Source organism: Natrialba taiwanensis DSM 12281 (assembly GCF_000337595.1).
Classification (GTDB): domain Archaea; phylum Halobacteriota; class Halobacteria; order Halobacteriales; family Natrialbaceae; genus Natrialba; species Natrialba taiwanensis.
In genome coordinates this window covers 19,389-38,391 of sequence record NZ_AOIL01000064.1, presented here as the reverse complement: position 1 = coordinate 38,391, position 19,003 = coordinate 19,389, and the positions used below count along the sequence as shown (strand labels likewise).

At 53.2% G+C, this 19,003-nt stretch carries 15 protein-coding genes and 5 pseudogenes; 9 read left to right on the top strand and 11 right to left on the bottom strand.

What is annotated here, in order from left to right; translation table 11 throughout:
- Nucleotides 1-148 precede the first annotated feature (148 nt).
- Together C484_RS18305 and C484_RS22590 are read right to left on the bottom strand one after the other, a co-directional pair.
- Nucleotides 149-646 carry a hypothetical protein gene (locus C484_RS18305; protein ID WP_006827383.1) on the bottom strand — a complete coding sequence of 166 codons (498 nt, stop codon included), beginning with the start codon at nucleotides 644-646 and terminating at the stop codon, nucleotides 149-151.
- Between the two features lie 182 nt (nucleotides 647-828).
- A complete protein-coding gene (locus C484_RS22590) occupies nucleotides 829-1,851 on the bottom strand; it encodes a methyltransferase (RefSeq protein WP_083867385.1) in 1,023 nt (340 codons plus the stop codon).
- Between the two features lie 967 nt (nucleotides 1,852-2,818).
- Here C484_RS22590 and C484_RS22585 point away from each other — a divergent pair.
- Nucleotides 2,819-4,111 (top strand): amidohydrolase, encoded by a 1,293-nt coding sequence (locus tag C484_RS22585; protein ID WP_006827381.1) that lies wholly within the window; start codon nucleotides 2,819-2,821, stop codon nucleotides 4,109-4,111.
- A 164-nt stretch (nucleotides 4,112-4,275) separates the two neighbouring features.
- Nucleotides 4,276-4,569, top strand: coding sequence for a hypothetical protein (locus C484_RS23245; RefSeq protein WP_152422757.1), 294 nt, complete (start codon nucleotides 4,276-4,278; stop codon nucleotides 4,567-4,569).
- A 57-nt stretch (nucleotides 4,570-4,626) separates the two neighbouring features.
- Here C484_RS23245 and C484_RS18285 read toward each other — a convergent pair whose 3' ends face one another.
- The gene (locus C484_RS18285) at nucleotides 4,627-5,565 is read right to left on the bottom strand and encodes a WD40/YVTN/BNR-like repeat-containing protein (protein ID WP_006827380.1); all 939 of its coding nucleotides are present in this window, start codon (nucleotides 5,563-5,565) and stop codon (nucleotides 4,627-4,629) included.
- A 213-nt stretch (nucleotides 5,566-5,778) separates the two neighbouring features.
- Nucleotides 5,779-7,014: pseudogene (locus C484_RS18280) on the bottom strand (FAD-dependent oxidoreductase); the annotation flags it as partial.
- Nucleotides 7,015-7,146: 132 nt separating this feature from the next.
- Here C484_RS18280 and C484_RS18275 point away from each other — a divergent pair.
- A complete protein-coding gene (locus C484_RS18275; protein WP_394295321.1) occupies nucleotides 7,147-8,376 on the top strand; it encodes an HAD-IIA family hydrolase in 1,230 nt (409 codons plus the stop codon).
- Nucleotides 8,377-8,400: 24 nt separating this feature from the next.
- Here the strand turns inward: C484_RS18275 and C484_RS18270 are convergent.
- The 3 pseudogenes from C484_RS18270 to C484_RS18260 all read right to left on the bottom strand — a co-directional run.
- Nucleotides 8,401-9,078: pseudogene (locus C484_RS18270) on the bottom strand (IS5 family transposase); the annotation flags it as partial.
- A gap of 365 nt (nucleotides 9,079-9,443) precedes the next feature.
- Nucleotides 9,444-9,596 (bottom strand): annotated as a pseudogene (locus C484_RS25210) (IS5/IS1182 family transposase); the annotation flags it as partial.
- Nucleotides 9,597-9,662: 66 nt separating this feature from the next.
- A pseudogene (locus tag C484_RS18260) lies at nucleotides 9,663-9,809 on the bottom strand (FAD-dependent oxidoreductase); the annotation flags it as partial.
- Nucleotides 9,810-10,166: 357 nt separating this feature from the next.
- Here C484_RS18260 and C484_RS22580 point away from each other — a divergent pair.
- The gene (locus tag C484_RS22580) at nucleotides 10,167-10,928 is read left to right on the top strand and encodes an HpcH/HpaI aldolase family protein (RefSeq protein WP_006827374.1); all 762 of its coding nucleotides are present in this window, start codon (nucleotides 10,167-10,169) and stop codon (nucleotides 10,926-10,928) included.
- 170 nt (nucleotides 10,929-11,098) lie between these two features.
- Nucleotides 11,099-11,311, top strand: a pseudogene (locus C484_RS24485) (transposase); the annotation flags it as partial.
- 308 nt (nucleotides 11,312-11,619) lie between these two features.
- Here C484_RS24485 and C484_RS18255 read toward each other — a convergent pair.
- Nucleotides 11,620-12,282 (bottom strand): helix-turn-helix domain-containing protein, encoded by a 663-nt coding sequence (locus C484_RS18255; RefSeq protein WP_006827372.1) that lies wholly within the window; start codon nucleotides 12,280-12,282, stop codon nucleotides 11,620-11,622.
- A 96-nt stretch (nucleotides 12,283-12,378) separates the two neighbouring features.
- Between C484_RS18255 and C484_RS18250 the strand changes: the two genes are divergently transcribed.
- The 3 genes from C484_RS18250 to C484_RS18240 all read left to right on the top strand — a co-directional run bounded on the left by C484_RS18250 (nucleotide 12,379) and on the right by C484_RS18240 (nucleotide 16,968).
- Nucleotides 12,379-13,587, top strand: coding sequence for a CaiB/BaiF CoA transferase family protein (locus C484_RS18250; RefSeq protein ID WP_006827371.1), 1,209 nt, complete (start codon nucleotides 12,379-12,381; stop codon nucleotides 13,585-13,587).
- On the top strand, nucleotides 13,584-14,672 hold the full coding sequence (locus C484_RS18245) for a LeuA family protein (protein ID WP_239641014.1): 1,089 nt from the start codon (nucleotides 13,584-13,586) through the stop codon (nucleotides 14,670-14,672). The genes C484_RS18250 and C484_RS18245 overlap by 4 nt, the downstream gene beginning before the upstream one ends.
- 478 nt (nucleotides 14,673-15,150) lie before the next feature.
- Nucleotides 15,151-16,968 carry a sodium:solute symporter family protein gene (locus tag C484_RS18240; protein WP_006827369.1) on the top strand — a complete coding sequence of 606 codons (1,818 nt, stop codon included), beginning with the start codon at nucleotides 15,151-15,153 and terminating at the stop codon, nucleotides 16,966-16,968.
- 74 nt (nucleotides 16,969-17,042) lie between these two features.
- Here the strand turns inward: C484_RS18240 and C484_RS23240 are convergent, their stop codons facing one another.
- Nucleotides 17,043-17,234 (bottom strand): hypothetical protein, encoded by a 192-nt coding sequence (locus C484_RS23240; RefSeq protein ID WP_152422755.1) that lies wholly within the window; start codon nucleotides 17,232-17,234, stop codon nucleotides 17,043-17,045.
- 3 nt (nucleotides 17,235-17,237) lie between these two features.
- Nucleotides 17,238-17,498 (bottom strand): hypothetical protein, encoded by a 261-nt coding sequence (locus C484_RS23235; RefSeq protein ID WP_152422754.1) that lies wholly within the window; start codon nucleotides 17,496-17,498, stop codon nucleotides 17,238-17,240.
- A gap of 374 nt (nucleotides 17,499-17,872) precedes the next feature.
- On the opposite strand from C484_RS23235, the gene C484_RS18230 reads away from it, so the two are divergent.
- A complete protein-coding gene (locus tag C484_RS18230; protein WP_006827367.1) occupies nucleotides 17,873-18,433 on the top strand; it encodes a hypothetical protein in 561 nt (186 codons plus the stop codon).
- Nucleotides 18,434-18,686: 253 nt separating this feature from the next.
- Here the strand turns inward: C484_RS18230 and C484_RS18225 are convergent, their stop codons facing one another.
- Nucleotides 18,687-18,935: an ArsR/SmtB family transcription factor gene (locus C484_RS18225; protein ID WP_006827366.1), complete on the bottom strand. Its 249-nt coding sequence runs from the start codon at nucleotides 18,933-18,935 to the stop codon at nucleotides 18,687-18,689.
- Between the last annotated feature and the right edge of the window lie 68 nt (nucleotides 18,936-19,003).

Here is a 19,003-nt window from a genome sequence, read left to right as displayed (position 1 = left end):
AGGAGCACGACAGGACGACTATGCGCCCAGAAATCATCGGTCCTACCTAACATCGGGAGATCAGTCCTCCATTTGAAGTCTCTTAAGCATTTATTTATATAGTAGAAAGAGATATTAGAGCAAGAATTTACGTGATCTGATAGGTGTCTTAACAAAGGCTGGCTTCTTCGCACGCTCTCTGTAACCCTTCTTCTGCGCCGTATTGAACGGCCAAGTCGGCGAGCGTATTAAAGAACACCGCACAGCCGAGCGTACCGACACCGCCAGTGATCGCTGTGCATCCAGCGGTCGTAGCCTTGCCGACGCCAACATCAATTGCGACCAGTCCGGTTGCAATACAGGCACTACAACTATTAACTTCACCACTTTCTCCGAAATGAGATAGTGCCGTTACAAACGGGCTGGCCGATTTGAAGGCGTTGTTCAGTGCCTTCGCGCCCCTATCGGAGAAACCTTGAAAATTCCCTTCAAGGTAGTTCCAGTCACTGAATGTGCCAATCCCAGTCAAGGTAACGCTTACTCCAGCATCGACGGCATCTACGACGACATCGGTGCCGTCGTCAATGATATCTGAGATACCGTGAGTCCCCAGTTCCGTCCCATCACGATCCAGATCGTATTCTAATGTGACTTTTTGTAGCGCCATCCTGTCGGAGTCTACAGAAGCCGTTTGGGGGCTACCGGATACCTCGCTCAGCCGTATCGTCTCGGTCGTAATCCGCGGGTGTTCCTCAGTAGAGTGCGTAATACGTGCGTTCGGCTCTTCACGAGTTTCGTCGAGTAACTGACCTACTTCGATAATCGACCTACCCCGACGCAGTCTTGCGTTCAACAAGGCATAGTAGTTGCCTTGACAGCACCCAATAGATCGTTTTCATCGAATGTAGTTTCATTATATTCCCACCCACTCTGCTCAAGCAATGATGCATACTCACCAGGCGTCCGTTCACGACCGTTAGTCCAGACAATCATCTGCATATCATAAAGTGAGGCAAAATGCGGCGAACTCGACTCGGGGAGCACGTGCTCAATAAGAACCAATTGCGCATCATCGGGTGCATGTTCCCGTATTGTTGTGAGGATCTGGATGGCTTGGGTATCGTTCCAGTCATGAATTATGTGTTTAAGGAAGTAGACATCAGCACTCGGAACTGCTTCGAACATATCCCCTGCAACATATGAGCAGCGGTCAGCAACTCCAAACTCTGTTGCTAGGTGCTGTGTCTCGTGTTCGACAATTTCAGGCTGTTCGAATACAGTACCAGTAAGAGATTGATGTGTAAAAAGAAGCGTACATAGTAAATAGCCATACCCACCACCGATATCACAAACATGCGATTTTTCGGTGATTTCGATGCCATTTAGTAACTCTTGTATTTCAGCTCCATGGAGCCGAGAATAACTTTCCATTCCATCGTTGAACAAGGTCGCAACTTCTGGATTTGAGTCCAAATGATCGAATAATGGCTCCCCGAATTCACGAACAAATGTGTTCTGTTCTCCATCCTCAATTGAGGACGGGAGGTGTGGCCAGAGTGAAGAATTTGTCTGGCTAACCTCAAAAAGGAAATAATCCTTAAACGTGTGTGGATGATCTTCAGTGAGGTATTCTCCCGCAGACGTCAATGAAAACATTCCATTAGATTCAGTTAACACATCTAAGTAAGAAAGAGCTCTAAGGAGTCGATATCCATGATCTGGGTCGATATCTAGTGTCGTGACAATCTCCTCAGCAGATTTGGGTTCTGTATCAATAACCACAAACACGCCCAGTTTTATCCCGGTTCTAAGGATTTGCGCTTTCATTTGCCCGAACAACAAATCTCGTAAGTGGGATTTTGCAGGATCCATGATGTATCGTCAACCAACTACAAAGAGGACCATATAACCAATGGAAATATCTAACAACAGTAGTTGTAGTGTAACTCCAAGATACTCAACCTAAGATAGTTCTGTAAGGGTTGACAATAGACACTCCTCTCCGTGTAACCAGTAGGAGAGCCACCCAGAGAACGTGTGGGCGATCACCCTGTACGCTCGCCAGATGCGACTGGCCGAGCGCTGCGGCGTCGCAACTTCTCAGTCAACATTCACCGCTAAACTACTGGTACAGGCGCTTGGATATTGAGATTAGCGATTTCATCCATATCGCTCCTTGTGAAGTTGCTCCAGCCGATAGTAAATCCCCCAGGCGGTGGGGCAGAATACGTCTCAAGGCCTGCTTCAGCGGATCTTGGACTGAGTCACCCATATAAACGAGCCCGAGTCAGCTGACCTTTTCAGTAGGACANCGTCTCAAGGCCTGCTTCAGCGGATCTTGGACTGAGTCACCCATATAAACGAGCCCGAGTCAGCTGACCTTTTCAGTAGGACAACAGTGGAAAATTTGATCATTCATAAAACCAAAATCGGCACTTACAGAGTCTGTGAAGACTTCTGCCCCACCGCCGAGTAGTGCAGTAAGGGTATGAGAACCGTTCTATGACACCTTCTAGGGGAATTACAAGCGTAACAATTTTGCCCTCATTACACTTGGCGACGACTGAACTAGCTATCAGTGAAACGGAACCCGTTTTATTACACTAACAGTGGTAAGGAAGTGGAGAGGTCCTACTCTGTCGCACGGTCAGATGCCGAACTCTCGACTCAAGTGAAAAGGCGATGCATTCGTTCGGTCACGCCACTGGTGGAAGTAGTTCGTGAGCTCGCCCTTGCTGTACCGTCCACATTTGATTGAGTGCTCTAATAATCAGTACAAGGATTCCTTCGAGCGTACGAAAAGAAAATTGTAATATCTCTCAGATATATAGTCTACCTAATGGCTTCACTTCTAATCACTGGCGGACGAGTTCTGTTACCCGATATGTCGGTAACACAAGCAGATGTGTTGGTAGATCAAGATAGCGGTTCAATTGTCGAAATCGGATCTGATCTCACAGCAGAGAAAACGCTTCAGGCTTCAAACTCACTGGTGACACCCGGGTTTGTTAACGGTCATTCCCATGTCCCCATGGTTCTTCTTCGGGGGTATGCAGATGATAAGCCGCTGGATCGTTGGCTTGAAGAGGATATTTGGCCAGCTGAAAGCAAAATGACTCCAGACGACGTTCACATTGGTGCAAAACTCGGCCTGCTCGAGATGATCAAGTCTGGAGTAACTGGTTTCGCAGACATGTTCTTTCATGTTCCAAAAATCGTTGATGCAGTCGATCAAGCCGGTGTACGAGCCCGGCTTGGCCACGGAATCGTCACTACAGGAAAGGGCGATGAAAATGCGTTCGCAGATGTTAAGGAAAGTCTTGATTTCGCACTAGAATATGATGGTGCCGCAAATGGGCGAATATCAACTGCGTTTATGCCACATTCTTTGGTCACGGTTGGAAGTGAATACCTCGATGATTTTGTCCCTAAAGCCCGTGCTGCGGGCATCCCAATCCACTATCATGCTAATGAAACGCTGAATGAGGTTACACCGATAGTTGAGGATTATGGTGTTCGTCCTCTTGATTATGCGGCAGATCACGGAATGTTAGAATCTCAAGATTTTGTTGCTCATGGAGTTCATGTTGATGAACATGAAATCAATCTCTTAGCTGAGGCAGGAACGAGTGTAATCCATTGTCCAGCCTCAAATATGAAGTTAGCCAGCGGGATGGCCCCAATCCAGCGTATGAGGGATGCAGGAGTAGAGATCGGTCTTGGAACAGACGGTGCAGCCGCAAACAACGACCTGTCGTTATTGGATGAGGGGCGTGATGCTGCTATGCTCGGTAAACTTGCCGCTGATGATGCAGGTGCTGTTCCCGCAGAATTGGTGGTTGAAATGATGACTCAGGGGAGTGCTTCAGCACTAGGCTTCCATTCAGGTGTGATTAAAGAAGGTGAACCTGCTGATTTAGCCGTTATTGACCTTGAAAAACCACATTTGACGCCTCAGCATGATTTAGTTAGTCATCTAGCTTACGCAGCAGTTGGAAGTGACGTCAAGCATACAATCTGTGATGGACAAATACTCATGCGTGATCGCGAGGTACTCACCCTTGGTGAAAAGTCAATTGTAGATCAAGCACAGCAGACTGCTGATTTGTTACTTTCCCGGGTTTCAAGCTGATGACCGGTATGTACGTGTAGTGAGCAGTATATTCACGCGGGTAGATAACTAAAGAAGAGTACTTCAACACACAGCAAAAGGCGAATCGCTCTGTCCGGTATTCGACGAACTCGAGGAGTGGACAGAAGAATGGGGTGATAAGTAGATGTCTTCCAGATATCCATGTGGTTTCATCCACAAAAAGGTGTCTCGATGTAAAGAAGAACAGGTATCAAAAGGAGCGTCGAGATGAAAAAGCGTCACCGGAACATCTGCTCGTGGCCAACGTGCATGCCCCCATGGTCGCCATGATCGTGGTTCCTACCTTCCTGGGCCATGTCGTGTTCGGACTCCTCGCGAACCCTGTGTTCAGCCTCTTCAACTTCCCCAGCCTTCTCCTCAAGTACCGACTATTCTACTCGATTCTCTCCTTCTACATGCGTGGACGCCTCATCACCGTCCAGGTTATTGGATTATGATTCGAGTGGTCATCGCCCGAATTTCGCGGTCCGTCGAGTTTCGTGGTCGTCCATGCATTACTCTCGGGTTGCGAGCGAACGGATACTCCCCGACACCAGTCCTGCATCGACCCATGACCCATCCGCGTCTCGGTTGATGAGTCGACCATCATTCGTGCCTGCTAGCACGTGCCCATTGATGACAGTCCATGCGAGGATGACCTCTTCTGGCTTCCCTGGGTAGGACACAGCCTCCAGCGTCTTACCGGAATCCGACGATTCCACCAGTGTTGCATCGGCACCATTCTCGCCGCGCCACGCCCCTGGTGAACTTCGTGCAGCTGCCGCGTAGAGCCGGCCATCGAACGCGAAAGCCTCGCGGAAGTACCGATTGTCGAGCCTCGTATCGAGTCGCGTCCAGGACTGCCCCGCATCTTGTGTTCGGTAGAGGCCATCACCTGTCGATGCGACGTACTCGTCCGGGCCGAAGATGAGGACGTGATGGACGTCGTCGTGAACACCGTCGCGGCGCTCGGTCCACGTCTCGCCCTGATCGTCGCTAATGTGGACGCCGCCGACCTCGACGCCAACAATTATGCGGTCGGGCGTCTCCGGATGCACGCCGAGGCTTCGGACGTGCGCCTCGTTACGGTGGCGTGGGGTATGCCACTGGTCGCGCGACGGGAGGTCTTGGAATCCTTCGAGTTCGTCCCATGTGTCGCCGCCGTCGGTCGACACGTAGAGATGCGCCGGGTGAGTGCCCGCATAGAGGCGCTCACCATCCGGACTCGCAACGACCGAGTAGACTTCCTCCCGTGGAACATCCAGATTCTCCCACGTCTTCCCTTCGTCCACTGAACGGTACAGTCCCGATTTCGTTGCGGCGAACACGCCGTCAACAGCGGGGAACGTGCGGATACGAGGCGTGTTACCGCTGTCGAGGACCTGGTCGGTGTTCCCGACTGGGACAGTTGCTGAGCGGTAGACACCGTCTCGAGTGCCGATGAGAACTACCATACCGGGAGTACGTCCGCAGTCTGATTAACCTCTGGGGACTCTATCGTGGAGCTGGCAGTTACTAGCTCTACTCTGACGAGAATCGAGAAGTGAGCTTCCATTGCAGAGTCTCCCACCACAGTTATGACTATGAGTGGGAGTTCCGAAGTTGGCTGAAACCTCCAACAGAGAGATTGGGCTATTCTTGAACTGCTGTGCGGAGAGTAGATCCGTTTAGCGCTGGCCATCAATTACCTTCGCAGCGGTGAGAATAGGATCCCACGTCGTATTGAAGGGAGGCGCATACGCCAAATCGTAGTTGGAAAGTTCGCCGACGGTGATGCCTTCAGTTACTGCCCCCACGAGGGCGTGGCTTCGATGGACGGCACCCTCTCCATATTCGGACACGAGGCTGCCACCGAGAACCCGTCCAGATGACCGGTCGATGGTGAGCGTTACCTGGACGGTCCCACCTTCTGGGTAGTAGCCAGCACGGGACTTGGCCTCAATCGTCTCCGTTATCGGATCGAACCCAGCGTCGCGAGCTATCTCGTGGTCAAGGATTCCTGTTCGGGCTGCTTCGAGTTCGAACGTTTTAATCGCTGCCGTTCCCGCGACCCCACCTCCTTCGGTCGGCTCACCAGCGATCGTCTGACCGACAGCTCGCCCATGTCGGTTGGCAGTCAATGCTAAGGGTATGTACGCCGGGTCGCCGGTGACGACGTGTGCGGCCTTCGCACAATCACCCGCTGCATACACGTTCTGGAGATTCGTCTCCCGATAGGCGTCGGTCGCGATTGCTCCCGTGTCGCCGAGTTGGATGCCAGCGTCCTCAGCAAGGGCTGTCCGAGGGCGGACGCCTGTTCCGACGAGAACCATTTCGACCGGGACGTAGTCGTTAGTCGCTGAAATAGCGGTGACCTCGTCATCACCCTCAAGTGCTTGCACGTCAGCGTTGAGATGGACGACAACGTTTTGCTCGTCGAGAGGATCAAGAATGGCCTTGCTGGTGGCCGTACTGAACTGCTTCAGGATGCGATCGCCACGCTGGAAGAGATGAATTTCGAACCCGTTGGCCGCGAGTGCTTCCGCCATCTCGATCCCGATATACCCCCCGCCGACGATTCCCACAGGCCCGGTACACGATTCGAGGAACTGGCAAGCCGGTCCACGGTCAGGTTGCTGAAGATCCTCCTCAGACCGTGCCCGCCCGACGTACTCCCAGGGGTCCTTCCCATCAGACATCGAGCCGAGCGTGAAAACACCAGTGCGGTCGAACCCATCGATCGGCGGCAGGACTGCTTCCGCACCGGTTGCCACGAGTAGGTGATCATACTCCTGAACGATCTCCTCATCACCACTACGCGCCGTAACAGTCCGATTGGCTGGATCGATATTTACGACCTCGTGTTCGGTTCGCAGGTCGATATCCCGTTCTTGCCGGAACTCTTCCGGTGTTATCGACACGAGATCGGCCTTGTTTAGACGCGGAGCAACAGCCCGTTCCTTTCGTTAATGACGCTACAAATCAGCCGCTCAGTTAAACTGCGGCTGTAACCTCCTCCAAAAGGATACAAGTGGCTGATGGTGCTACAAATTGGCATGGTTTCTGAGCAATTCGACGCGTTCTTGCTTGACCTTGACGGGGTAGTGTATCTCGGGGACGAGGCCCTACCGGAGGCGGTCGAGTCGGTGAATCGCCTCGATGAGCGGGACAAGGAACTACGATTCCTGACGAACGACCCACGCCCTCAGCGTCAGACGATCGCGAACAATCTTCGCAAACTGGGGATCGACGCGGAAGAAGACGAGATCATCACGTCGGGCTGGGCGACCGCCCACTACCTCTCCCAACAGGATGTGACCACCGCTGCTGTCGTCGGTAGCGAAGGGCTGGAAATCGAACTCCAAGAGGAGGGCATCGAGGTCACGGACGACGATCCCAATGCGATGGTCGTCGGCGCGGACGAGAAGACGTCGTATCAAGACATCCAGCGGGCGGCGAGACACATCCATCGGGGAGCGACGTTCGTGGGGACGAACCCGGATGGGTCGTTCCCGACCCCAGACGGGCCCGTACCCGGGGCCGGGGCCATTGTCCGAGCAGTCGAAGCTGCGGCGGGGACAGAGCCGACGGTCGTTGGCAAACCCGAGCCGCTTATGTTCGAGATGGCTCTTGACGGGCTGGCCGACGACGTGCAAGCGGTCGTGATTGGCGATAATCCTGCCACGGACGTTCTCGGCGCCCACCGTGCGGGGCTCACCGGGATTCTGGTGGCCGAGGACGAACCGATTGCCGCATCTGCTCGTGATCTTCAGCAACCAGATTTGACGATCTCGACGCTTGCAAACCTCTTCACGGACACAACCGACACGTGGGAGGAACCTCCCTATTCGTGGCCGGACGAGATACGTCCGGGTGTCGCTGCTGTCGTAGTGAATGACACAGATGAGGTGCTGTTGCTGAAACGCGCCGACAAAGAGCAGTGGGCGCTCCCGACGGGCACGGTCGAACGGTGCGAACCAGTCGGGGACGCTATCACACGGGAGGTTGAGGAGGAAACGGGACTGCAAATAGCGGTTGAGCGGTTGATGGGCGTCTATTCACACCCGGAACAGCAGGTGTTTTCGTATCCCTCAGGCAAGACAGTTCACTTCGTCACGAATTGCTTTCGGTGTACCATCGAGGGGGGGACACCCGAGGCCGACGAAGAGGAAGCCCTCGAGGTCGGATTCTTCGACATGAACGATTTGCCGTCGGACATCCTCCCGATGCAACCGCAGTGGATAGCCGATGCAAATGATACGGATGGCTCTCCTGCAATTCGATAAATACACATGCTGTACTGACCGAAGTTACGGAGCAAGTTCGACATTTCTCACAGCCGCTTTCAGAACGGGTTCACGGAACTGCCCGAACCACGTCCGCGCCCGAAGCATGTCGCCGTACCGCTGCTTGAGCGCGAAAAACACAGCCTCGACGATTGACCCTCGATGATAGGTATCGTCGTCATGGCGAGCGTTATGCGCCATATCTAGCGGGGAGAACTCTCGGTGTTTGATCACTGGCCGAACGTCGGCCTCCCGAAGTTCTTCGCGGAGATCGTTCCAGTCATACCCTTTGTCAGCGGTCACGGTCTGTAGCCGGTCGAGGTTCCGTGTGAGTACCTGCCGCCCAACGCGGGTGTCATGTGGCTGCTTCATCGAACAATGAATGTCTAACACGGTGCTGGTTTCGCAGTCGACCAACGCTGTCGCCTTTACCGATCTGAAGGTGTAGTCTGTCCGATTTGCGTAGTGGCGACTAGCAGAGTATCGGTCGAAGCCAGTCGCGTCGATAGCCTGTACGTCACCGGTATCGTGGAGATCAGCGGAGAGTCGAAGGAGAGTTCGCCAGACTGCCATCTTGAGCTGCTGCTTCCGTGCGCAGACGGTCGTAAAGTCTGGCAGCTCGCTCATTTCGAGATTCAGTTTCTCGACGATGCCATGCATCTCGTGAAGGACATCGAGAAGCCGTCGATATGGCAGATCAAGGGCTCTGTTGAAATCCTCTTCTCCAGACACAATTGAGAGTGAAACAGCCGTTCAGTAGACGTGCGTATCGAGAGAAAACTAACTCGTCACGTGTCCTGTCGACGGCGCCACTCGTTGCGGATAATAGGGCCAACCCCGCCGATGCTGATGAGGAGGCCCCAGGTCACAACGTCCGGCGCGTCAAGGGCATTGGCAGCGAGGAAGCCAATCACGGCGACGGCGACCAGGAGCGCGGTTTCTCTCGTGTCGCGGGAGACCATGAGGGGAGTCATTTGCTGAAGGTGAAAAACACTGCGCAATTCACGCTCTGTACTGACCACCACGAGGCAGAAACCATCACCTGTTGAGGGTTTCAACAGAGCCAGATCAAGGTATTCGCGGAGACCGTGGATCACAATGATCACCCAGTCAGCGTAGCCACCGTTGCCCTTCTTGACCGGTGGTGAAGCATCGCCAGAGACAGCGCGTTTTGCCAACGTTACGAGGCGATCCGTAAATTGAGAGAGACGAGAGGGCACACTGCTCAGTTCTGGCTTTGAAATAGGTTAGTTTGCCGAAGTGAGTCGTCTCTCTGGCGTCTAAACAAGGCCCACGAGATCTGTAAGCGACTGAATCTCGCCTTTGATGTAGTACGGGAGTCCACACGCGCCGTAGGAGACCCACTTGCCCTGTTCGAAGACGACGACATCAATCTCGGGATCATCGCGTTTCGCTTTACTGGCTGCTGCCATTCCGGCGGCGTCACCACCGACGACAACGAATGTTGACACAGGTAAAAGGTTGTACCGCCTGGTTATTAATACGAATTGAGGGTGTGTTCAGCTCCGCTAGAAGCCTGAACGACAGAAATCCCCTCGATTACAGATGTGATCCGGCTGATTCGGACGAGTTCGTTCGCACGCCGAACCAGCCGTCGGACAACGCGATGAATTTGATTCGGTGGATTATCGTCCATGCCGAACTTTCACGCACCAGAGGTCGGCTAGATGGATTTGTCATGCATGATATCCAATGAAATATTGCAGTTCGGGAGATGTGATATTACCGGTACATTATACCCTATTTAGAAGCCTCTCGAAGTGGTGAATGTGCTCGATACAAACCACACTCTATCTGAACTCAGGCGAGGACATTCCGTTGTCGGTGCATGGCTTTTGTCTCACAGTCCCCGTGCGGCAGAAGTACTCTCACAGACGAGTACGGACTGGATTGGTATTGATACAGAACATGCTCCGTATTCACCGGAACACGTCGAGACACTTATTCGAGCAATCGAGCCAAACGCTACACCAATAGTACGGCTCCCTTCTGTTGAAGAAGCAGTTTCGGGAGCAGCGAAGCATGCTCTCGATTCTGGTGCACAGGGGGTAATTGTACCAAGTGTCGAAACCGTCACAGATGCGGAGGATATTGTCGAATCGACCCATTTCCCACCGATCGGAAAACGTGGTGTCGCTGGCACCACGCGGGCGAACGCCTACGGTGAGAGCTTTGATCACTATGTGAACAACTCAAATGCGGAAACGCTCGTCGTGATTCAGATTGAATCACCTTCCGCTGTTGAGTCGATTGAGGAAATCCTTACAGTTGATGGGATTGACGTTGCTTTTATTGGCGAAAACGATCTTTCGTCGGCACTTGGATATCCTGGAAAGACTGATCATCCAGAAGTAAACACAGCTGTTGAACGCGTACTTGATGCGGCGATTGAAAAAGACGTTTTCCCCGGTATTGCGGGCCGGAGGTCAGATATTCAAGCTGAACGGATGGAACAGGGTTTCCAATTCTTTCTACTAGGGGCTGATTTGACATTCATGCGAAATGGCATAGAAGAATTCCTCCCCGAATAGATTTCATTCAGATAAAAATATTACGTAAAAATATTACCCCAGCCGTAGCTACGAGCGTGGATAGATTCCCAGTTGTCGGCTTCATCTCACCCGTAAACGGATGGCTTTCGACTCGCTACCGCTGTAATTACTGGATAGCGCATGAGTTTTGTTTGCCAAGTGAGTGAGTCATTGAAACCTCCTATCGGCAGATCGATGATTTTCTCCCGAGAACGTCGTCGCCGACATTCTCGGTGCGGCTGTTCTACTTCCTGTTCGCGGTTGTGATGTACAATCTGTGGATCCTCGCAAATGTGCTCGTCTCAGCTGGTGCTGTACCAGAGAAACCGCCGCTCTCGACGCATCTCTTCCAGGAATTCGTCGTTATGACTGATTATGGATAGCGGTTGATTGATCCGACCGAGCTTATCGGTCAGCACGCCATAACTGAGTGGAAACGCTCAGAAACGCCGCTGCTGGCGGCGTTTCTTTGCTCCTTCCATCTCCGTAGCGCCTAGATCATCGCAGCTTCACAATCCAAATCGCTTCATCAACTAACTTCGCTCGGCCGTCGAGTCGAATCGGCAACTACTGTAAACGGCGGGGAGGATGTCACCTTCGTTTATCAGAGCCTCGGAAATGATTGTCCCGTTCCTATTTCGGTCCTGCTGGATGTCCTGATTCTGGCCCAGACTGCACGTCGAAGTGCCGTCTACCGGTCGGATTGAGCGTTCCCTATATCCTCCAGTATAGTCGGTGCCGTGGTCCCACCGTTGAGCGTTTCCCCGATGACTTTCTTTTCAGCCTTCCTGAGGTGTTCGAGGAACGTGGTGTGGCTGATGTCGAGCTGATCGGCGAGAGTCTTTACGTCCGTCTCCCGCGGCCAGTCGAAGTAGCCGTGTTCGTAGGCGAGTTCGAGTACTTCGCCCTGGCGCGTTGAGAACGAGGACGAATAGCCTGCGAATGGTTTGAGCCGCTCCAGCCGAACAGAGCCCAGTTCTCGTAGCCCGTCGATGATGTTCTTCAGATCCTCGCGATTGAAGACGACGATCTCGAACATTCGGCCAGTGCCGTTGAACTCGTTCATCCGCTGGAACATCCCATGGTTTTCACGGATGATCGGGATTACGCCCGATGACCGCTTCGTGATGAGCAGCTGGGACTCTGCGATCGGCTCGACAGAGTACACCGCATCGTTCCCGTCGAGCACTGCCGCGATGCTTTCACGGTGTTCGCCCGCGTCGATGAGGAATTTGATCGTCTCCCCGTCAATGACTTCGAACTTGTACATCACGAAGGTTTCGTCATGGATCGGTTGCAGCTCGCTGAGGGCATAATCATCGTTGAGGTCAATGTAGATTGTTGCAGTGAGCATGTGGAATTCCACTTCATCCCCATGGAATATAAATAACCCACACTTGTTGGGTTTTTATTCATCCACTATCAATCCATATAGTTAGTATACGCACCGATGAGTGAGAATACGACACAGGGGCCGCTTGCCGGTCTCGACGTGATTGACTGCACCGAAATGATCAGTGGCGGCTTTGCAACCGCACAGCTGGCCGACTTCGGTGCAAACGTTATCAAGATCGAGCACCCGAAGCACGGTGATCCAATCCGAGAATGGCCGCCGTTCGACGGTAAGACCTCCCTGTGGTGGAAGTCGGCCGGGCGGAACAAGCGGTGTATTACGCTTGATCTGAGCACCGAGCAGGGCCGCGAGCTGCTATTCGAGCTGATTGACGACGCGGACCTACTCTTCGAGAACTTCCGGCCGGGCACGCTCGAACGCTGGGATCTGGGCCCCGAAACGCTCCGCGGTCAAAACGGAGAGCTGATCGTCGTTCGTCTATCGGGCTACGGGCAGACGGGTCCTCGATCGGCGAAGCCCGGATTCGGAACGATCGCCGAGGGTATATCCGGGTGGGCCGATATCAACGGATTTCCCGACCGCGAGCCGCTGTTGCCACCGATTAGTCTCGCCGATCTAACCGCAGCACAGTTTGCGGTGCAGGCGTCGATGTTCGCGATATTCGAGCGCGACATCGGCGCAAGCGGAACCGGGCAGGTGATTGACGTGAGTCTCTACGAACCGCTGTTCCGGCTGTTCCTCGGCGACATCGAGGCGTATGACCGGCTCGGCAAGGAGTGTGAGCGGACCGGCAACCACCATTCGAGCGCCGCCCCACGCAACGTCTACGCGACATCCGACAGCCACATTACGCTGTCTGCGTCCTCACAGCGTATCTTCGAGAACGTCATGGACGCCATTGGCCGCCCGGAACTCGTTGACGACCCGCGGTTCGAGACGAACAAGGACCGTGTCGAGAACGCCGACGAACTCGACGCGGTCATCGAGGAGTGGACCAGCGAACGCACGACTGACCGGGCGATCGCTGAGATGGAAGCCGCAGACGCCATTGTCGGCCCGGTCTATAGTATGGGCGACATCTTCGAGGACGAGCAGTACGCGGCCCGAAACAACATCGTCGAGATTGAGGACGACGATCTGGGCACGCTTCGGACCGCGAACACAGTTCCGAAGTTCTCGCGCACCCCAGGGAGAGTTGTCCACGCCGGCCCGCGTCATGGCCAGCACAACGAGGAGGTCTACCTCGAGGAACTCGACGTTCGGCGCGAGCGCTACGAGGAGCTTCGTGGGATGGAGGTCGTATGATGCTGCTCAGCGATGTAACGCTGCGCGAGGGCGACCAGATGCCCGATCGCGACTATTCAGTCAAGCAGAAAGTTGATGCCGGATGCGCGCTCGACGATCTCGGGCTTCCGTACATACAAACGGGCTTTCCGATCACCGGCGAGAAGGATTACGAAGCGACACGCCGTCTCTCAGGGGCGGTTTCGGCCGAGACTATCGGCCTCGCGCGCGCTCTGACTGGCGATGTCGATGCCGCAATCGAGGCCGAAGCAGACATTGTCGAGGTGATCCTGCCGCTTTCGGATCGACACCTCGAACACACACTCAGCGCAACCCGCGAGGAGGCGTTCGGAATGGCCAACGAGGCGATCTCCCATGCAATCGACCGGGGGGCGACAGTCCACGTCACGCTCATCGACGCCTTCCGGACCAACCCCGCCGGCATCGTCGATTTTTTCGAGCGGTTCCCCGAACCAAAGTTCATCAACCTGGCTGACACCGTGGGTGCGCGGGTTCCGAAGTTCGTCCAGGAGCTGCTCGCGTCGCTCGACGGCTCGGTCGATTTCGACCGCGTCGGTGTCCACTTCCACGATGATCTAGGACTTGGGACAGCGAACACGCTCATAGCCTATGAGGCCGGCGTCGCAAAGGCCGACGTAAGCGTCGCCTCGATTGGCGAGCGCGCGGGTAACACCGCGCTTGAGGAGCTCGTGGTCTCCGGGACAATCGAGCACGACGAAAAGTTTGGAGTTGAGGTCGATCGGCTCGTCCCTGTCTGCCGGCGCGTCCTTGATGACCTCAAGGAGTCGGTCGATCCCCGGAAGCCCGTCCTGGGCGAGGCCGTCGTCACCCACGAGTCGGGGCTTCACACGGCCGCCATGCTCAACGATCCGAGCGTCTTCGAGCCCTATGACCCAGCACGCTTCGGCGGCGAGCGCCACTTAGTGTTCGGCCAGGGAACTGGACAGGCGAGCGCGCGTATCCTCCTCCGGCGCGCCGGTGTCGAGCCTACGGATGAACACATCGAAGAGTTGCTTTCGCTCCTCGACCGCGAGGGTCCCGTTGAACTCGGCGGAGCGGTCGCGCTCGCTGGCGACCTCCAGTAGCGCCGACGAGTTCCCGCAGACAACGTCGATCGTTCGTTCTTGTCTTGTTGAACGCCAGACGGAGAAAATGTTCTCTTACTAATGATCGATTCTTCATCGATAAAGTGGCTAACTCTTCTGATTCCTAATCACGGATGATTCAGAGACAGACTTCATTCTGAAAAAGCGATGCAAATAACGGACGTGCGTGCACTTGGCGCACGCAGATATGATGTTCCATATGTGTATAATAATTTATAAAAATAATCCATTCACAGGGGTGGTAATCGAAAGGCGGCACCAAAATCCCTAGATATCCGGATTTAGCCCCGAGACGATCTGGAAATTCAACAGAGCATTCATTGTTGTGTGGGAGAACATATAAAAAGCCAACAAGTGTCGGTACAATCATCTTATACCTTCATAATCAAACCACATCTATGTTGAACAATGGAATTGAATTGGGTAGGAAACCACGTCAGGCGACTGGGAGGGAATAATGAGCACCGGATCGTTCGTCCTCCAAGCGGGTCTCGAACCGGAAACAGCCTCGCTGGGATGGGTGATCGTTGTTCTAACCGCTGTTTCGCTCACGGCGTTGATCGCCATCGGATGGTACTCTGCGAAGAAGAACATCGGAAACAACACGGCTGATTTCTTTTCCGCGAGCAAGTCGCTGGGATTCGTCGTGATCGCCCTTTCAGTGTTCGCGAGCGTCTTCAGCGGAAGCTCGTTCATCGGCCACCCCGCGGAGACCTACCGGTCCGGAGCGGCGTTTCTGGTCTTCCCGCAGTTTATGATCGCTGGGCTGATCGGTGCGCTAATCATCGCGCCGCCGCTGATAAACCTTGGACGCAAATGGGACTACACATCTCCGATCGACTATATCGAACACCGGTTCGACTCGAGAGTCGCCTTCCTTGTGTTGCTGCTGATGATCTGGGGAACGTTTATCCAGTTCATCGAACAGTTCATCGCGATGGGGTATCTCGGCCAGGTCGCCTCTGGTGGGATCCTCTCGTATCAAGTCGTTACTGTCGTCTTTGCGGCCGTGATCTTCGTCTACGTCGCCTTGGGTGGATTCAGGGGGACTGCGATCGTCGCGGGTGTACAGGGACTGTTAATGCTCCTATCGGTGTGTCTCTTACTCGGCATCATCGGACAGCTTAGTAACGGTGGGTTCACGACCCAGGTCCAGTCGGTCTGGCAGACTGCGCCCGAGAAACTGACGCTCCCCAATGCATCGACGATGCGGGGCTGGTACGGCCTTGTGCTCCTCATCCTCTTTGGCGTTCCGACGTACATCCACATCCAGCAGTTCTACCTCAGTGTGAAGGACACGGGCGATCTACAACGAACCTTCCGGATCCAGGCGCCGATTTTCCTGTTCGTGGCGCTCATCCTGTGGGTAGTCGGTCTCGTCGGGGCCGGGGTGTTTCCGGGGCTTGTGGAGTCACAATCCGAGCGCGTCGTCCCGTACCTGATGGGGACGTACGCTAACACCGGCGGGGGAACGCTGTTTCCATCGCTCATCTCGCTCGGCATCATCATGTCGACGCTCTCGACGGCCGGAGCCACAGTAATGGTTCTTTCAATGGCTATCGCGAAAGATATGTATGAGCGTTTTCTCAACCCCGCGGCGTCCGACGGGCGGGTAATCAACGCGAGCCGGCTGTCAATCGCCGTGTTCACGGCCTTTGCTGTCGTCGTCGCGTTCACTCCCGGCCTCACGATTTGGGGTTGGGTGCAGCTGAAGTTCGAGTTCCTGCTCCAAGCCACTCCGGCGTTCCTTTTCGGGCTGTATCTGCACCGAATAAAAAGCGACTTCGTAGTCACGGGGATCGTCGTCGGCTGTCTCACCGCACTGGGGATCTACTTTGTGGGCAACGGTGAGGTCTACGGTATTAACCCCGGAATTATCGGGTTTGCAGTGAACTCGGTCGTAGTTGTCGGCGGAAGCTACCTGACCGGCGAGACCGATGAAACGAGACAGACGCGAGAGATCCTGCGGTACAACGCAGTCGAGTACCAGGACGGAAGTGACGGAAGTGAGGTCAGATACGTCCTTCCCGGCCAGAAAAAGTCCTTCTGGGTCGGACTCGGAATCGTGCTCACACTCATCGTTCCATGGTACGCCCCGTCGAGTTGGAACGCACAGGCGCTGTTCGGCCTGCCGATCTGGACGTGGGTGATCTTCGGGGCGCTGATTCTTGAGGCCCTGCTTGTCGTCTACGGGACGGTCGTCTGGCGTAAGCGACCGATCGAACAGACGAGCGCTCCGGTCGGAGTAGTTCGTGACAGTGAGGCTGACGACTGAGAGTGATCAGCGCAACTTCTGAACATCTGGGAGGAACGTCTCGACCCAGTCACTAGCGAAGCTCAACGGGTGACTCAACCCTCTTCAACATCTTCTGAAGGTGTGACAGCTATTTCATGATATCTCCATTTTATATCTGATAAGACAGACTTTCCAATCTCAATAATTTCTAAAGCTTTGTCATGGTTGATGCCGGTTGTGTGGATCGCATTATTACAAAGAGAGATCACATCAGTGATAGTCTGTGCGAGATTGTCATCAATCACATCTCATTGGTTTAACTCCTTCACTAACCGTTGTGAATTAATTCCTTGATACTCTAACTCCTCTCGCTTTGCGATATTTTTCAAATATGTTGTAATAATGTGCCTCAAATTGGACACTGCAACTAGCGGCCCTTCTTCTAAGCTAGAGTATAGTTCATCTTCGATCTGATTGTCACGATATGTTTGTTCACGGTCTTGTGATTCTTGGTTAAGTTGGTCTTCCTGCCTTTCTTTCACTCTGTCAATTTCAGGAGCGATTTCCATCTCAATATCACCTAAGCTAAGTCTACGAAAGTGGGGTGCATAGGGTGCAAATATTATCAATATCAATAACCCAACCCCGATCCAATCGATCATAAGATTCCCTAATTGTAGAGAGTGATCTATGAAGATTAGCAGTGTAATAGCACTCACTATCTTTGGTAGATGTAATCTTAATCGATGGTTCCAAACTGAGCGTTTCATAGACAATACGTTAGATAGACTGATCCTATAGGTTTGGGAACCGCTGATCATGTTTCACCCACCTTCTGAGTAGCTACGTCGATAGATTCCAATTCCCGAATATAAATACGAGTCATGACTTGTTCCGCGAGCATTTAGAAAAAGGCAACTATGTTGACTGATGTGTGGATTCTATGACTGATAAGCCAAATTGGGCTCTTGTACTTGAGGAAATGTATGAATGTGGAGATGAGTTGATGTTGGACGTGGAATACTTAGAAGAAGAAAAAACACGACCAGAGGACTATGATACTAAAAACCAATTTAATAGGGTGAGAATGATCAAAGAAAGAACGGGACTGAGTGTTAGCGAGATTATAGACTCTCTCAGATACCTTCATGATATTGGGCTAATTCAGAGGCATGAGGTCGGGGGAGATCTTGATGATCGCGTTGGACTGAGCAATCAAGGGTTTAAGATCGCCCATCAACGGAAAATGCAACAAGTTCAGATGAATGAAGAAGATCAACGTATACAAAGTCAAAACAAAGTGAATACTGCTATTGGGTTTCTAACACTTGGCATCCTCTTTGCTACCTATGCCGATACGACACTATCTCTACTATATGACACTGGGGCTTCAGAATCAACGATTAGTGTGGGAATGGTAATTAACGGGGTTATCGTTCTGTTCACTGCCTTCGTCATATGGCGGACCGGTCTGCTTGAATTAAATACTATAACCGATTGGTGACCTCGGGGTCTTCTTCTTCCCTGTGGGGTCCCCAGGGGTTGCGAGATGCCAAACTCCGCTTCTCAAATGTGCACACAAGCGCGGACCAATCGTGTGTATAACCGGAATGCACCGTAGAGACTTCCATAGTGTTTCTCCAATTTATCATTCACACATACTGAATCTCAGATCATCATGAGACGGTGCGAAATCTAGAGTCTGTGTTCACCAACAGACTAACCGCGTCTTGAGTAGGTAACCTAAGCAGAGATCCTTATTCAGTGTCTCCGACCGGTTCAAGTTCGCCCGCGTTAAGCTCGCCCTCAAGATATTGCTTACCGAGATCGGTGATCTCGTAATAGCCTTCTTCGGGACACTCGACGAGACCATATTTACGGAGTTCTCTAAGGCGACCACTTACTGTGACGCGATGTTTGTCGATATTCTTTGCAATCGCAGTTGGTCCAAGCATTAACCCGGTGTCAAGAACCTCTAGAATCCGCTCATCAGTCGGGTTTTGCATCCAACTACCGGGTTTTCTCATTGTTTCGAAGTCACAGATCAGATCCTTACATCCTTCGAAGTGTCAGA

What these genes read in the sequence shown, in the direction of transcription:
- C484_RS18305 (WP_006827383.1), bottom strand. Translation starts at nt 646, where the DNA reads ATGGCGCTACAAAAAGTCACATTAGAATACGATCTGGATCGTGATGGG.
- C484_RS18225 (WP_006827366.1), bottom strand. Translation starts at nt 18,935, where the DNA reads ATGCAAAACCCGACTGATGAGCGGATTCTAGAGGTTCTTGACACCGGG.
- C484_RS22590 (WP_083867385.1), bottom strand. Translation starts at nt 1,851, where the DNA reads ATGGATCCTGCAAAATCCCACTTACGAGATTTGTTGTTCGGGCAAATG.
- C484_RS18285 (WP_006827380.1), bottom strand. Translation starts at nt 5,565, where the DNA reads ATGGTAGTTCTCATCGGCACTCGAGACGGTGTCTACCGCTCAGCAACT.
- C484_RS18250 (WP_006827371.1), top strand. Translation starts at nt 12,379, where the DNA reads ATGAGTGAGAATACGACACAGGGGCCGCTTGCCGGTCTCGACGTGATT.
- C484_RS18245 (WP_239641014.1), top strand. Translation starts at nt 13,584, where the DNA reads ATGATGCTGCTCAGCGATGTAACGCTGCGCGAGGGCGACCAGATGCCC.
- C484_RS18255 (WP_006827372.1), bottom strand. Translation starts at nt 12,282, where the DNA reads ATGCTCACTGCAACAATCTACATTGACCTCAACGATGATTATGCCCTC.
- C484_RS22585 (WP_006827381.1), top strand. Translation starts at nt 2,819, where the DNA reads ATGGCTTCACTTCTAATCACTGGCGGACGAGTTCTGTTACCCGATATG.
- C484_RS18230 (WP_006827367.1), top strand. Translation starts at nt 17,873, where the DNA reads ATGACTGATAAGCCAAATTGGGCTCTTGTACTTGAGGAAATGTATGAA.
- C484_RS18275 (WP_394295321.1), top strand. Translation starts at nt 7,147, where the DNA reads ATGGTTTCTGAGCAATTCGACGCGTTCTTGCTTGACCTTGACGGGGTA.
- C484_RS18240 (WP_006827369.1), top strand. Translation starts at nt 15,151, where the DNA reads ATGAGCACCGGATCGTTCGTCCTCCAAGCGGGTCTCGAACCGGAAACA.
- C484_RS23235 (WP_152422754.1), bottom strand. Translation starts at nt 17,498, where the DNA reads ATGGAAATCGCTCCTGAAATTGACAGAGTGAAAGAAAGGCAGGAAGAC.